General features: G+C 70.8%; 13 protein-coding genes. All 13 read left to right on the top strand.

What is annotated here, in order from left to right:
- Positions 1–4: 4 nt before the first annotated feature.
- Entirely contained in the window at positions 5–1,726 is a 1,722-nt protein-coding gene (locus tag ACFYY2_RS33190; protein WP_388750027.1) for a UDP-N-acetylmuramoyl-L-alanyl-D-glutamate--2,6-diaminopimelate ligase, read from the top strand.
- A 4-nt stretch (positions 1,727–1,730) separates the two neighbouring features.
- Positions 1,731–3,149, top strand: a complete 1,419-nt coding sequence (gene murF / locus ACFYY2_RS33185) for a UDP-N-acetylmuramoyl-tripeptide--D-alanyl-D-alanine ligase (RefSeq protein ID WP_388750024.1) — start codon at positions 1,731–1,733, stop codon at positions 3,147–3,149.
- Positions 3,146–4,216 (top strand): phospho-N-acetylmuramoyl-pentapeptide-transferase, encoded by a 1,071-nt coding sequence (gene mraY, locus ACFYY2_RS33180; protein WP_388750021.1) that lies wholly within the window; start codon positions 3,146–3,148, stop codon positions 4,214–4,216. The genes murF and mraY overlap by 4 nt, the downstream gene beginning before the upstream one ends.
- On the top strand, positions 4,198–5,631 hold the full coding sequence (gene murD / locus ACFYY2_RS33175) for a UDP-N-acetylmuramoyl-L-alanine--D-glutamate ligase (RefSeq protein ID WP_388750018.1): 1,434 nt from the start codon (positions 4,198–4,200) through the stop codon (positions 5,629–5,631). Before mraY ends, murD begins: the two co-directional genes overlap by 19 nt.
- A gap of 115 nt (positions 5,632–5,746) precedes the next feature.
- The gene (gene ftsW, locus ACFYY2_RS33170; protein WP_388750015.1) at positions 5,747–7,207 is read left to right on the top strand and encodes a putative lipid II flippase FtsW; all 1,461 of its coding nucleotides are present in this window, start codon (positions 5,747–5,749) and stop codon (positions 7,205–7,207) included.
- Positions 7,208–7,213: 6 nt separating this feature from the next.
- Positions 7,214–8,308 carry an undecaprenyldiphospho-muramoylpentapeptide beta-N-acetylglucosaminyltransferase gene (gene murG, locus ACFYY2_RS33165; RefSeq protein ID WP_388750013.1) on the top strand — a complete coding sequence of 365 codons (1,095 nt, stop codon included), beginning with the start codon at positions 7,214–7,216 and terminating at the stop codon, positions 8,306–8,308.
- A gap of 49 nt (positions 8,309–8,357) precedes the next feature.
- Positions 8,358–9,152 carry a cell division protein FtsQ/DivIB gene (locus ACFYY2_RS33160; protein WP_388750010.1) on the top strand — a complete coding sequence of 265 codons (795 nt, stop codon included), beginning with the start codon at positions 8,358–8,360 and terminating at the stop codon, positions 9,150–9,152.
- Positions 9,153–9,428: 276 nt separating this feature from the next.
- Positions 9,429–10,643 (top strand): cell division protein FtsZ, encoded by a 1,215-nt coding sequence (gene ftsZ / locus ACFYY2_RS33155; protein ID WP_388750007.1) that lies wholly within the window; start codon positions 9,429–9,431, stop codon positions 10,641–10,643.
- Positions 10,640–11,392 carry a peptidoglycan editing factor PgeF gene (pgeF, locus tag ACFYY2_RS33150; RefSeq protein WP_388750005.1) on the top strand — a complete coding sequence of 251 codons (753 nt, stop codon included), beginning with the start codon at positions 10,640–10,642 and terminating at the stop codon, positions 11,390–11,392. The genes ftsZ and pgeF overlap by 4 nt, the downstream gene beginning before the upstream one ends.
- A 5-nt stretch (positions 11,393–11,397) precedes the next feature.
- The gene (locus ACFYY2_RS33145) at positions 11,398–12,117 is read left to right on the top strand and encodes a YggS family pyridoxal phosphate-dependent enzyme (RefSeq protein ID WP_388750183.1); all 720 of its coding nucleotides are present in this window, start codon (positions 11,398–11,400) and stop codon (positions 12,115–12,117) included.
- A 127-nt stretch (positions 12,118–12,244) separates the two neighbouring features.
- Complete coding sequence (locus ACFYY2_RS33140) at positions 12,245–12,856, top strand: cell division protein SepF (protein ID WP_327119494.1); 612 nt, start codon at positions 12,245–12,247, stop codon at positions 12,854–12,856.
- A 69-nt stretch (positions 12,857–12,925) separates the two neighbouring features.
- Positions 12,926–13,222, top strand: coding sequence for a YggT family protein (locus ACFYY2_RS33135; protein WP_327119496.1), 297 nt, complete (start codon positions 12,926–12,928; stop codon positions 13,220–13,222).
- Positions 13,223–13,271: 49 nt separating this feature from the next.
- Positions 13,272–14,432: a DivIVA domain-containing protein gene (locus tag ACFYY2_RS33130; protein WP_388750002.1), complete on the top strand. Its 1,161-nt coding sequence runs from the start codon at positions 13,272–13,274 to the stop codon at positions 14,430–14,432.
- Positions 14,433–14,719: the final 287 nt, after the last annotated feature.

Here is a 14,719-nt window from a genome sequence, read left to right as displayed (position 1 = left end):
CCCAGTGACGACCATCACCCCCGATCCCGGGAACCGGAACGAGAAGTTCCGCAACCCCGGCCCCTCACTTCGCGAGAGGCCGGGTCCGCCCGGTACGCTCACCGCCGTGCCCCACGCTGATCAGTTCCAAACCACTCAGAAGGACGCGCCTGTGAACTACCCGGGAGCGCCCCGACCGGACCGGCTGCGGCCGACGTCCCTCGGAGAGCTGGCAGCCCGGCTCGGTGCCGGACCGCAGGACGCCGGAGAGGTCACCGGCATCACCCACGACTCCCGGGCGGTCCGTCCGGGGGACGTGTACGCGGCCCTGCCCGGTGCCCGCCTCCACGGCGCCGACTTCGCGGCCCAGGCCGCGGGCCTCGGAGCGGCCGCGATCCTCACCGACCCGTCGGGCGCCGAGCGCGCCGCCGCCACCGGCCTCCCGGTCCTCGTGACCGAGAACCCGCGCGGCCGGATGGGCGACCTCGCCGCGGAGATCTACGGGCGGCCGGGCGCCGGACTGCTCCAGATCGGCATCACCGGCACGTCCGGCAAGACCACCACGGCCTATCTCGTCGAGGGCGGGCTGCGCGGCGCCGGACGCAGCACCGGACTGATCGGCACCGTGGAGATGCGGATCGGCGACGAACGCATCAAGTCCGAGCGCACCACCCCCGAGGCCACCGACCTCCAGGCCCTCTTCGCCGTCATGCGCGAACGGGGCGTCGAGGCGGTCGCCATGGAGGTCTCCAGCCACGCCCTGGTCCTCGGCCGGGTCGACGGCTGCGTCTTCGACGTCGCCGTGTTCAACAACCTCAGCCCGGAGCACATGGAGTTCCACTCCGGCATGGAGGACTACTTCCAGGCCAAGGCGCAGCTGTTCACCCCGCAGCGCAGCAGGCTCGGCGTGGTCAACTTCGACGACGAGTACGGCCGCAGGCTCGTCGACGAGGCGTCCATCCCGGTCGTCACCTTCTCCGCCGAGGGCCACCCGGACGCCGACTGGCGGGCCGAAGACGTCGAAGTCGGGCCCCAGGACAGCACCTTGACCGTGATCGGCCCCAAGGGTGAGCGCATCACGGCCAGGGCGCCGCTCCCCGGGCCGTTCAACGTGGCCAACACCCTCGCCGCGATCGTGACCCTGGCCGCCGCCGGTGTGGACCCGCAGATCGCCGCCGACGGCGTCGCCGCCGTCCCCGGCGTACCCGGAAGGCTGGAACGCGTCGACGCCGGCCAGCCCTACCTCGCGGTCGTGGACTACGCGCACAAGACCGACGCCGTCGAGTCCGTCCTGCGCTCCCTGCGGAAGGTCACCGAGGGCCGGGTGCACATCGTGCTCGGCTGCGGCGGCGACCGCGACACGACCAAGCGGGGCCCGATGGGCGCGGCGGCGGCACGGCTCGCCGACACCGCCGTGCTGACCTCCGACAACCCCCGCTCCGAGGACCCGCTCGCCATCCTCGCCGCGATGCTCTCCGGAGCCGCCGAGGTGCCCGTCCACGAGCGCGGGGACGTGCTCGTCGACGCCGACCGGGCCGCGGCCATCGCGGCGGCGGTCGCCCGCGCCGAGCCCGGTGACACCGTGCTGGTGGCCGGGAAGGGCCACGAGCAGGGCCAGGACATCCACGGAGTGGTCCGCCCCTTCGACGACCGCAAGATCCTGCGCGAGGCCATCGAGCGTTCCCTGGGGCGCACGCCCGCCCCCGAAGCCCGCGCACACACCCACGAGAACAACAGTCAGGGATGACCAAGTGATCGCCCTTTCCCTCGCCGAGATCGCCGGAATCGTCGGCGGGCAGCCGCACGACGTCCCGGACCCGTCCGTCACCGTCACCGGCCCCGTCGTCATCGACTCCCGGGAGGTGCGGCAGGGCTCCCTCTTCGCCGCGTTCGCCGGCGAGCGCGTCGACGGCCACGACTACGCGCAACGGGCCGTCGAAGCGGGCGCGGCAGCCGTGCTGGCCGCCCGCCCCGTCGGAGTCCCGGCGATCGTCGTCGACGACGTCGTGGCGGCACTCGGCGCGCTCGCGCGTGCCGTCGTGGAGCGCCTCGGCACCACCGTCGTCGGCCTCACGGGTTCGGCGGGCAAGACGTCCACGAAGGACCTCATCGCCCAGCTGCTGGAGCGCAAGGCGCCCACCGTGTGGACCCCGGGGTCCCTCAACAACGAGATCGGCCTGCCGCTCACCGCGCTGCGCGCGACCGCCGAGACGCGCCACCTCGTGCTCGAGATGGGCGCGCGGGGCATCGGCCACATCCAGTACCTCGCCGCTCTGACGCCACCACGGATCGGCCTGGTGCTCAACGTGGGCAGCGCCCACATCGGGGAGTTCGGCAGCCGCGAGGCGATCGCGCAGGCCAAGGGCGAGCTCGTCGAGGTCCTCCCGGAGGACGGAGTCGCCGTCCTCAACGCCGACGACCCCCTGGTACGGGCCATGGCCTCCCGCACAAAAGCCCGGGTGATCCTCTTCGGAGAGGCCCCGGAAGCGGACGTACGGGGAGAGAACGTGCGGCTCACGGACGACGGCCGCCCCGCTTTCGCGCTCCACACACCCACCGGGTGCAGCGACGTGACCTTGCGCCTGTACGGTGAGCACCACGTGTCGAACGCGCTCGCCGCGGCCGCCGTCGCCCATGAGTTGGGCATGTCCGTGACTGAGATCGCCGATGCGCTCTCCGGAGCGGGCACCCTCTCCCGCTGGCGCATGGAGGTCACCGAGCGTCCGGACGGTGTGACGGTCGTCAATGACGCCTACAACGCGAACCCCGAATCCATGAAAGCCGCACTCCGTGCGCTGGCCGCCATGGGCAAGGCCCGACGGGCGGGAGGGGGGCGTACGTGGGCGGTGCTCGGTCAGATGGCCGAGCTCGGTGACGCGTCGCTCGCCGAGCACGACGCGGTCGGACGGCTCGCCGTCCGGCTCAACGTCAGCAAGCTCGTCGCTGTCGGGGGGACAGAAGCCTCCTGGCTGCAACTGGGCGCATATAACGAGGGTTCGTGGGGTGAGGAGTCGGTGCACGTGTCCGACGCACAGGCGGCCGTCGACCTGTTGCGCAGTGAACTGCGCCCGGGAGACGTCGTGCTGGTGAAGGCGTCCCGGTCGGTCGGCCTGGAGAAGGTCGCCATGGCTCTGCTCGAGACGACCGAGGGCGAGGTCGCCGTCCGATGAGACAGATCCTCTTCGCAGGGGCCATAGGGCTCTTCCTGACGCTGGTCGGCACACCGCTGCTGATCAAACTTCTGGCCCGCAAGGGCTACGGGCAGTTCATCCGGGACGACGGCCCGCGTACCCACGGCAGCAAAAAGGGCACACCCACCATGGGTGGTATCGCCTTCATCCTGGCGACGATCATCGCGTACGTCCTGGCGAAGGTGATCACCGGCGAGCCGATGCGCTTCTCCGGTGTGCTCGTGCTGTTCCTGATGGCCGGGATGGGCCTCGTCGGCTTCCTCGACGACTACATCAAGATCGTGAAGCAGCGCTCGCTGGGTCTGCGGGCCAAGGCCAAGATGGCCGGCCAGCTGATCGTCGGCATCGCCTTCGCGGTGCTCTCGCTCCAGTTCGCGGACGCCCGGGGCAACACCCCCGCGTCGACCCGGCTCTCGTTCGTGGAGGACTTCGGCTGGTCGATCGGCCCGGTCCTCTTCTGCGTCTGGGCCCTGTTCATGATTCTCGCCATGTCGAACGGCGTGAACCTGACGGACGGTCTGGACGGTCTCGCCACCGGTGCCTCCGTGATGGTCTTCGGCGCGTACACCTTCATCGGCCTGTGGCAGTTCCAGGAGTCCTGCGCCAACGCGACCACCCTGACCAACCCCCAGGCCTGTTTCGAGGTCAGAGACCCACTCGACCTCGCGGTCGTCGCCTCGGCCCTGATGGGCGCCTGCTTCGGCTTCCTGTGGTGGAACACCTCGCCCGCGAAGATCTTCATGGGTGACACGGGCTCCCTCGCCCTCGGCGGCGCGCTGGCCGGTCTGGCCATCTGCTCCCGCACGGAGTTCCTGCTGGCCCTCCTCGGCGGCCTCTTCGTGATGATCACGATGTCCGTGGTCATCCAGGTCGGCTCGTTCAAGATGACCGGCAAGCGGGTCTTCCGGATGGCGCCGCTCCAGCACCACTTCGAACTCAAGGGGTGGTCCGAAGTCCTTGTGGTGGTCCGCTTCTGGATCATCCAGGGCATGTGCGTGATCGTCGGACTCGGCCTCTTCTACGCGGGATGGGCAGCAAAGAAGTGAGCGATGTGGACTGGCAGGGCAAGCGCGTCACGGTCGCCGGGCTCGGGGTCAGCGGTCTCCCCGCCGCCCGCGCCCTGCACGAGCGGGGCGCCCTCGTCACCGTCGTGAACGACGGCGACGACGAGCGCTCCCGCGCCCAGGCCGCCGAACTGGAGGCGCTCGGAATCACCGTGCGCCTCGGGGACGGCGACACCCTGCCCGAGTCCACCGAGCTCGTGGTCACGGCCCCCGGCTGGAAGCCGGGCAAGCCGCTCTTCCTGGCGGCCGCCGAGGCGGGTGTCCCGGTCTGGGGCGACGTCGAACTCGCCTGGCGGCTGCGCGGCCCCGGTGCCGCGCCGTGGCTGGCGGTCACCGGCACCAACGGCAAGACGACGACCGTGCGGATGCTCGCCTCGATCCTGGAGGCGGCCGGCCTGCGCACCGCGGCGGTCGGCAACATCGGCGTCTCCCTGCTGGACGCGGTGCTCGGCGACGAGGAGTACGACGTACTCGCCGTCGAGCTCTCCAGCTACCAGCTGCACTGGGCGCCCTCCCTGCGCGCCCACTCGGCGGCCGTGCTCAACCTCGCCCCGGACCACCTGGACTGGCACGGCTCCATGGAGGGCTACGCCGCCGACAAGGGCCGGGTCTACGAGGGCAACACCGTCGCCTGCGTCTACAACGCGCAGGACGGGGCGACGGAGGACCTCGTGCGCGAGGCGGACGTCGAGGAGGGCTGCCGGGCGATCGGCTTCACCCTCGGCACACCGGGGCCCTCCCAGCTCGGTGTGGTCGACGGCATCCTCGTCGACCGCGCCTTCGTCGCGAACCGGCAGAAGCAGGCCCAGGAGCTCGCCGAGGTCGGCGACGTGAACCCGCCGGCCCCGCACAACATCGCCAACGCCCTGGCGGCCGCCGCGCTCGCCCGCGCCTTCGGCGTGGAACCCGCCGCCGTACGGGACGGGCTGCGGGCCTTCCGTCCGGACGCCCACCGCATCGAACACGTCGCCGACGTGGCCGGCGTCACGTACATCGACGACTCCAAGGCCACCAACACCCACGCCGCCGAGGCGTCCCTCGCCGCCTACGAACCGATCGTCTGGATCGCCGGCGGTCTGGCCAAGGGAGCCACCTTCGACGAACTGGTCACCGGGGCGGCGAAGCGGCTGAGGGGCGTCGTGCTGATGGGCGCCGACCGTGCGCTGATCCGTGAAGCCCTGGCGCGACACGCCCCCGAGGTACCGGTGGTCGACCTCGACCGGACCGACACTGGGGCGATGTCCGCGGCGGTCCGTGAAGCGGCACGGCTGGCGGTGCCGGGTGACACCGTGCTGCTGGCCCCGGCCTGCGCCTCGATGGACATGTTCGCCAACTACAACAAGCGGGGCGAGGCGTTCGCGGACGCGGTCCGCCAACTCGCCGACGAGAGCGCCTGACGGGCCCGGCCGCCGCGCCGTACCCTCCCGGAGAACCCGGGGTACGCGGCACCGGCGGTGGGCACGGGCGCTCCGGCCGCGGCCCCGGGCACGAGCAGTGGAGGGGACAGCGACTATGCCGGCCGACGAGAGCCCAGCCGCGCGCGGTGCGGACCGCTCATGCAGGAACGCGGCGACCGGCCGGGGGCACACTCCACCGGTGTCCGCCGGACCGCTGCCGACGGGCCCGGGACTGCCCCCAGGGCTCGCTCTGCGGAGCCGGCCCGCCGCCGGCCCCCGGAGGGCCCCGGCGCCCCGTGGCGGGGCGCGTGGCGGCAGCACACCGCCGCGGCCGCGCGGCGACCTCGGCGTGCGCCGGACGTTCGAGCGGGCACGGAGGGCCTGGGACCGCCCTCTGACGGCCTACTACCTCATCCTCGGTGCCGGGATGCTCATCACCGTCCTCGGCCTCGTGATGGTCTACTCCGCGTCGAGCATCAAGGCGCTGGAGCTGTCCAGGCCCAGCACGTACTTCTTCCGCAAGCAGTTCATCGCCGCCGTGATCGGGTCGGGGCTGCTGCTGCTGGCCTCCAGGGTGCCCGTCAAACTCCACCGCGCGCTGGCCTACCCGCTGCTCATGGGCACGGTCTTCCTGATGGTCCTGGTCCAGGTGCCGGGGATAGGGATGTCGGTCAACGGCAACCAGAACTGGATCTACCTCGGCGGGCCCTTCCAGCTCCAGCCCAGTGAGTTCGGCAAGCTCGCCCTCATCCTGTGGGGGGCCGACCTGCTCGCCCGGAAACAGGACAAGCGGCTGCTGGCGCAGTGGAAGCACATGCTGGTGCCGCTCGTCCCCGTCGCCTTCATGCTCCTCGGGCTGATCATGCTCGGCGGGGACATGGGCACGGCGATCATCCTCACCGCGATCCTCTTCGGCCTGCTCTGGCTGGCGGGCGCCCCCACCAGGCTCTTCGCCGGCGTGCTGGCCTTCGCCGTGCTCATCGGCTTCGTGCTGATCAAGACCAGCCCGAACCGGATGTCCCGGCTCGGCTGCATCGGCGCCTCCGAGCCCGGCCCCGGGGACTCCTGCTGGCAGGCGGTGCACGGGATCTACGCGCTCGCGTCCGGCGGATGGTTCGGTTCCGGGCTCGGCGCGAGTGTGGAAAAATGGGGGCAACTTCCCGAACCTCACACCGACTTCATCTTCGCCATCACCGGGGAGGAACTGGGCCTGGCGGGGACGCTGTCGGTGCTGGCCCTCTTCGCGGCTCTAGGCTATGCGGGTATCCGCGTGGCCGGACGCACGGAGGACCCCTTCGTGAGGTACGCAGCGGGAGGCGTGACCACCTGGATCACGGCGCAGGCCGTGATCAACATCGGTGCGGTGCTCGGTCTGTTGCCGATCGCCGGTGTCCCGCTCCCCCTGTTCTCCTACGGGGGCTCGGCCCTGCTGCCGACCATGTTCGCGGTAGGGCTCATGATCGCCTTCGCGCGGGAGGATCCCTCGGCGAGAGCGGCCCTGGCCATGCGGAGGCCCGGGGTCAGATGGAAGACGATGAGACGGCGCGTCACGAAGCGTCCGTCCGGAGAGCGGTGAATTTCGGTGCATGTCGTACTCGCCGGCGGGGGGACCGCCGGGCACATCGAGCCCGCGCTTGCCCTCGCAGACGCCCTGCGGAGGCAGGACCCGACCGTGGGAATCACTGCCCTCGGCACGGAACGCGGACTCGAGACCAGGCTCGTACCCGAGCGGGGGTACGACCTGGCACTGATCCCCGCAGTGCCGCTGCCGCGCAAGCCGACGCCCGAACTGATCACCGTCCCGGGGCGGCTGCGCGGCACCATCAAGGCGGCCGAGCAGATCCTGGAGCGCACCAAGGCGGACTGCGTCGTCGGCTTCGGCGGCTACGTGGCCCTGCCCGGCTACCTCGCGGCCAAGCGCGCGGGCGTGCCGATCGTCGTGCACGAGGCCAACGCCAGGCCGGGTCTGGCCAACAAGATCGGTTCCCGCTACGCCCAGGGGGTCGCCGTCTCCACCCCTGACAGCAAGCTGCGGGGTGCCCGTTACATCGGCATCCCGCTGCGGCGCACGATCGCCACCCTGGACCGGGCCCGGGTCCGCCCCGAAGCGCGGGCGGCCTTCGGCCTCGACCCCAACCTGCCGACCCTGCTGGTCTCCGGAGGCTCCCAGGGCGCGCGCCACCTCAACGAGGTCGTCCAGCGCATCGCGCCGCTGCTCCAGCGCTCGGGCATCCAGATCCTGCACGTGGTCGGCCCGAAGAACGAACTGCCGCGCGTCGACAACATGCCCGGTATGCCGCCCTACATCCCGGTACCGTACGTGGACCGGATGGATCTCGCGTACGCCGCTGCCGACATGATGCTCTGCCGTGCGGGCGCGATGACCGTCGCCGAGCTCACCGCCGTCGGGCTGCCCGCCGCCTACGTCCCGTTGCCGATCGGCAACGGCGAACAGCGGCTCAACGCCCAGCCGGTGGTCAACGCGGGCGGCGGCCTGCTGGTCGACGACGCGGCGCTGAGCCCCGAGTGGGTGCAGGGCAACGTCCTGCCGGTGCTCTCGGATCCGCACCGGCTGTACGAGATGTCCCGTGCGGCCGCGGAATTCGGGCGACGGGACGCCGACGACCTCCTCGTCGGCATGGTGTACGAGGCGATTGCCTCACGCCGTCAGGCGTGAGGCGGTGCGGGCCCGGGGCGTGCGCCCCGGGTCCGGCGAAGGAGCGAGCGTGGCCGGACCGACGACCGCCCAGCGCGGCGAGGCCGAGCGGGCCGACACCCCGGCCCGCCCGCCCCACATCAGCCCGGAGGGGCCTCGGCTGACAGGCCGTACGCGACTGATCCTGGCCGCGGCCGGCGTGCTGCTGACCGCGGCCGGCATCCTCTGGGTCCTCTACGGGTCGTCCTGGCTGCGCCTGGAGCGGGTGACGACCACAGGGACCGAGGTCCTCACCCGGGCCGAGGTGGAGGCCGCCGCGGGGGCCCCGGTCGGGGATCCCCTGGTCTCCGTCGACACGGGTGCCATCGCGGACCGGTTGCGCCAGAAGCTGCCTCGTATCGACTCCGTGGATGTCGTACGGTCATGGCCGCACGGAATTGCCCTTAAAGTGACCGAACGGAAGCCGGTCCTGCTGGTCGAAAAGGGCGGCAAGTTCATCGAAGTGGACGCGGGAGGCGTGCGGTTCGCGACGGTGGACGAAGCGCCCGGACACGTGCCGCTGCTGGAGCTGGAGCCCGAACGCTCGGCGGGCCTGCGCCGGTTCGGCGCGGACCGGCTGGTGCGGGAGGCGGTCCGCGTCGCGGGGGACCTCCCGGAAAAAGTGGCAGGGGAGACCGAATCCGTGCGGATCACCTCGTACGACTCGACCGTCCTGAAGCTGACCCGTGAACGCACCGTGATGTGGGGCAGCAGTGAGGAGGGGCCCGCCAAGGCGCGGGTGCTCACCGCTCTCATGAAAGCGTCCCCCAAAGCGGGACACTTCGACGTGAGCGCTCCCACCGCGCCTGCCGCGTCCAAGAGTTGACGCACGTTTGGCCTGGCCAGCCCCCTGGTTGGTCAGCGCTACGGGTGATCACATAGGGTGAAAAGAAAAACGGGAGGTTCGGCGTGTTCGTTGAACGTGCGCCACTTGTCGACTTAGTGTCCTGTTCGGAAGAGTCCAAGAAGCAGACACACTGGTAACCCTAAACTTCAGCGTTAGGGTTTGGGTCGGCGTTCGGACCGACCCAATCGGCATCCGTCGTCGCGGCGGGACTACCGCGAAGCGACGACACGTAACTCGAGGCGAGAGGCCTTCGACGTGGCAGCACCGCAGAACTACCTCGCAGTCATCAAGGTCATCGGTGTCGGCGGCGGTGGTGTCAATGCCATCAACCGAATGATCGAGGTCGGTCTCAAGGGCGTCGAGTTCATCGCGATCAACACCGATGCGCAAGCACTGTTGATGAGCGACGCCGACGTCAAGCTCGACGTCGGCCGTGAACTCACCCGCGGCCTCGGCGCCGGGGCGAACCCGGCCGTCGGTCGTAAGGCGGCAGAGGACCACCGTGAGGAGATCGAGGAGGTCCTCAAGGGGGCCGACATGGTCTTCGTCACCGCCGGAGAAGGCGGCGGCACCGGCACCGGCGGCGCGCCCGTCGTCGCCAACATCGCCCGCTCGCTGGGCGCCCTGACGATCGGCGTGGTCACCCGCCCGTTCACCTTCGAGGGCCGGCGGCGCGCGAACCAGGCGGAGGACGGCATCGCCGAACTCCGCGAAGAGGTCGACACCCTCATCGTCATTCCCAACGACCGGCTGCTGTCCATCTCGGACCGCCAGGTCAGCGTGCTCGACGCCTTCAAGTCGGCCGACCAGGTGCTGCTCTCGGGTGTCCAGGGCATCACCGACCTCATCACGACCCCGGGTCTGATCAACCTCGACTTCGCCGACGTCAAGTCGGTCATGTCCGAGGCCGGATCGGCACTCATGGGCATCGGCTCGGCCCGCGGCGACGACCGCGCGGTCGCCGCGGCGGAGATGGCGATCTCCTCGCCGCTCCTGGAGGCGTCCATCGACGGCGCCCGCGGTGTCCTGCTCTCCATCTCCGGCGGCAGCGACCTCGGTCTCTTCGAGATCAACGAGGCCGCCCAGCTGGTGAGCGAGGCGGCCCACCCGGAGGCGAACATCATCTTCGGCGCGGTCATCGACGACGCGCTGGGCGACGAGGTGCGGGTCACCGTCATCGCCGCGGGCTTCGACGGCGGCCAGCCGCCGGCCCGCCGGGAGACCGTCCTCGGGGCGGGCGCGGGCAAGCGCGAGGAGCCGGCCCCGCCGGCCCGGACCGCCGAACCGGCCCGTCCGGCGAGCGGCCTGGGTTCCGTGCCCCCGCGCGAGGAGCCCAAGGCGCCGGCCGAGCCGGTACCGGTGGCGAACGAGAGTTCGCTCCCGCCGGTCTCCCCGCCGCACGTGCCCACGGCCCGTCCCTACCAGGACAGCCAGGCCGAAGAGCTGGACGTACCGGACTTCTTGAAGTGATAGGTCCGCACGACGCGGTGAAGACCGCGGAGTCCTCGACGGGCGGCGCCCATTTCGCCTTCACCGACAGGTGGGGCGGAGTGAGCGCCGCTCCGTACGCGGAGCTCAACCTCGGCGGTGCGGTCGGCGACGACCCCGCCGCCGTCCGCACGAATCGTGAACGCGCGGCCCGTGCCCTGGGGCTCGACCCGGCCGGTGTCGTCTGGATGAACCAGGTGCACGGGCGGGACGTGGCCGTCGTCGACGGCCCCTGGGGCGACGCCTCGGAGATCCCCGCCGTGGACGCGGTGGTGACGGCGCGGCGCGGACTCGCGCTCGCGGTGCTCACCGCCGACTGCACGCCCGTCCTGCTCGCCGATGCCACGGCGGGTGTGGTCGCGGCCGCCCACGCGGGACGGCCCGGCCTGGTGGCCGGGGTCGTCCCGGCCGTGATCGAGGCCATGACCGCGCTCGGGGCGGAACCGTCCCGCATCGTGGCGCACACCGGGCCCGCCGTCTGCGGACGGTGCTACGAGGTGCCGGAGCAGATGCGTGCCGATGTCGCCGGGGCCGTCCCGGCGGCGTGGTCCACGACCAGCTGGGGAACACCCGCGGTCGACGTGACGGCCGGAGTCCATGCCCAGCTCGACGAGCTCGGTGTCGGTGACCGGAAGGTCTCGCCGTTCTGCACCCTGGAGTCCGCCGACCACTTCTCGTACCGCCGCGACCGCACCACGGGTCGGCTCGCCGGATATGTCTGGTTGGACTGATGGACATCACCGATCGCAGGGCCCAACTCGCGGCGAACCTGGCGCGGGTGGAGGAACGCATTGCCTCCGCCTGTGCCTCGGCCGGCCGGGACAGGGAAGAGGTGACCCTCATCGTGGTCACCAAGACGTACCCCGCGAGCGATGTGCGCATCCTCCACGGGCTCGGCGTGCGTCACGTCGCCGAGAACCGCGACCAGGACGCGGCACCGAAGGCGGCCGCGTGTGCGGATCTGGATCTCACCTGGCATTTCGTCGGGCAGCTCCAGACCAACAAGGTCCGTTCCGTGGCCGGTTACGCGGACGTCGTGCAGTCCGTGGACCGGGTGAAGCTCGTCAACGCGCTCTCGGCGGCCGCCGGGACGGACGGGCGCGAGCTCGGCTGCCTGATCCAGGTCGCCCTGGACGCCGAGAGCGGCGCACGCGGTGACCGGGGCGGGGTCGCGCCGGACGGGGTCGAGGAGTTGGCGGCCGCGGTCGGGGCCGCGCAGGGTCTCAGGCTCGACGGCCTGATGACCGTGGCCCCGCTCGCCGGGGCCTATGCGGGCCGGCAACGGGCCGCGTTCGACCGGCTGATGGAATTCTCATCAAGGCTGCGCGCGAACCATCCGGCTGCGAACATGGTGTCCGCCGGTATGAGTGCGGACCTCGAGGACGCCGTCGCGGCCGGAGCGACACATGTACGCGTCGGTACGGCGGTGCTCGGAGTCCGACCCCGGCTCGGGTAACGTCGCGAAGCAAGTCGGACCACAGCAGAAAATATGGTCATTCCCGCCCTTGGCGGGCAGGCCGGAGTGGATCTCGGGCACTTGGTGACACGAATGCCGATCCACCACAGAGCGGAGGACTCGGAGCATGGCCGGCGCGATGCGCAAGATGGCGGTCTACCTCGGCCTCGTGGAGGACGATGGGTACGACGGTCCGGGGTTCGACCCCGACGACGAATTCGAACCCGAGCCGGAGCCCGAGCGGGACCGGCGGCGGCACCAGCCCGCGCATCAGGTGGAGCGGGAACGGGACGAACCGGTACGAGCGGTGCAGCCGCCCGCACCTCGGGAGCCGGTTCAGCTCCCGGCGGAAAGCGGACGACCCGCCCGAATCGCACCCGTGGCATCCATCACACCTGAACGCCCGAACATGGAGAAGAACGCACCGGTGATCATGCCCAAGGTCGTGTCCGAGCGTGAGCCCTACCGGATCACCACGCTGCACCCCAGGACCTATAACGAGGCCCGTACCATCGGGGAACACTTCCGTGAGGGCACTCCGGTGATCATGAATCTCACGGAGATGGACGACACGGACGCGAAGCGACTTGTCGACTTTGCCGCGGGACTCGTCTTCGGTCTCCATGGGAGCATTGAACGAGTGACGCAGAAGGTGTTCCTGTTGTCGCCTGCTAACGTCGATGTCACGGCGGAGGACAAGGCCCGCATCGCAGAGGGCGGGTTCTTCAACCAGAGCTGAGAACACAGGGAACAAACACCGGCCGGGTGGCCGGGGCTACGAGAGCCAGGGGAGAGGGAACCGCGGGACATGGGCGTCGCACTGGATGTGGTCTATATCGCGCTGATGTGTTTCCTCATCGTGCTGATCTTCCGGCTGGTCATGGACTACGTCTTCCAGTTCGCACGGTCATGGCAGCCAGGCAAGCCGATGGTGGTCGTTCTCGAGGGCACTTACACTGTCACCGATCCACCGCTGAAGCTTCTGCGGCGGTTCATACCGCCGTTGCGTCTCGGGGGCGTGGCACTTGACCTGTCCTTCTTCGTTCTGATGATCATCGTCTACATTCTGCTCAGCATCGTGGGCAAGCTTGCGAGCAGCGTGTGAACGATACGGTCTTGCCGACTGCCGACGACTACGTAGAGGTGAAGAAGAGATGCCGCTGACCCCCGAGGACGTGCGGAACAAGCAGTTCACGACCGTCCGCCTCCGAGAAGGCTATGACGAGGACGAGGTCGATGCCTTCCTCGACGAGGTCGAATCGGAGCTGACACGTCTGCTTCGTGAGAACGAGGACCTGCGCGCCAAGCTGGCCGCCGCCACGCGTGCGGCCGCACAGAACCAGCAGAACCAGCAGCAGCAGGGAATGCGCAAGCCGCCGGAGCAGCAGGACCGGCCCGGTGCGCCTGTGCCCGCTGCCATATCTGGTCCGCCGGTACAGCAGCAGCAGCCCCCGCAGATGGGTCCCCCCCAGCTGCCCGGTGGAGCACCGCAGCTGCCTGCCGGTCCCAGTGGCCACGGTCCGCAGGGCGGCCACGGCCCCGGTCCGCAGGGCCCGCACGGCCCCGGCCCGATGCAGGGCGGTCCCATGGGCGGCCCGATGGGCGGTCCCATGGGCGGTCAGCAGATGCAGCAGATGCAGCAGCAGCAGATGCAGCCGCAGCAGATGCAGCAGCCCGGTCAGGGCCCCGGCGGCGACAGCGCCGCCCGAGTCCTCTCCCTCGCCCAGCAGACCGCCGACCAGGCGATCGCGGAGGCCCGTTCCGAGGCCAACAAGATCGTCGGCGAGGCGCGCAGCCGTGCCGAGGGCCTCGAGCGTGACGCCCGTGCCAAGGCGGACGCCCTGGAGCGGGACGCGCAGGAGAAGCACCGCGTGGCGATGGGCTCGCTGGAGTCCGCCCGCGCGACGCTGGAGCGCAAGGTCGAGGACCTGCGCGGCTTCGAGCGCGAGTACCGGACCCGTCTGAAGTCCTACCTGGAGAGCCAGCTGCGTCAGCTGGAGACCCAGGCCGACGACTCGCTGGCTCCGCCGCGGACGCCCGCCGCCGCTTCACTGCCGCCGTCGCCCTCGCTGGCTCCGGCCGGTGCGGGTGCGATGGGGCACACCATGGGCGGCACCCACGGTGGCCACGGCGGCCAGCAGATGGGTGGCGGCCAGCAGTCGATGGGCGGTGGCCCGTCGTACGGCGGCGGTCAGCAGCAGATGTCGCCCGCGATGACGCAGCCGATGGCACCGGTGCGGCCGCAGGCGCCGCAGCCGATGCAGCAGGCCCCGTCGCCGATGCGCGGGTTCCTCATCGACGAGGACGACAACTGATCGGTACGCGCTCGCTGAGCGCGTAGCCGTCGGCAGGCAAAGGGCCGGGCCCCGGGGTTTCCCCGGGGCCCGGCCCTTTGCCGTGCGGCCCTCGGGCGCGCGGGGCCCGTCTCCCTGCCCGCCCCTCCCCGCGGCCGGGGGCGGCCGGGAGCGTGCGGTGGCGGGGAAACGAGAAGGGCCCGGCCGGATGCGCTTGGGTTCTAGGGATCGTCGCAACACCCCAGTTCAAGGGGTGCGATGGATTTCGAGATCCGAGGGAGCCGGAAGCCGCAGGGGCCGAGGAAGCT

Source organism: Streptomyces sp. NPDC001822, assembly GCF_042892135.1.
Taxonomy (GTDB): Bacteria; Actinomycetota; Actinomycetes; order Streptomycetales; family Streptomycetaceae; genus Streptomyces.
This window is presented reverse-complemented; position numbering and strand designations above follow the sequence as displayed.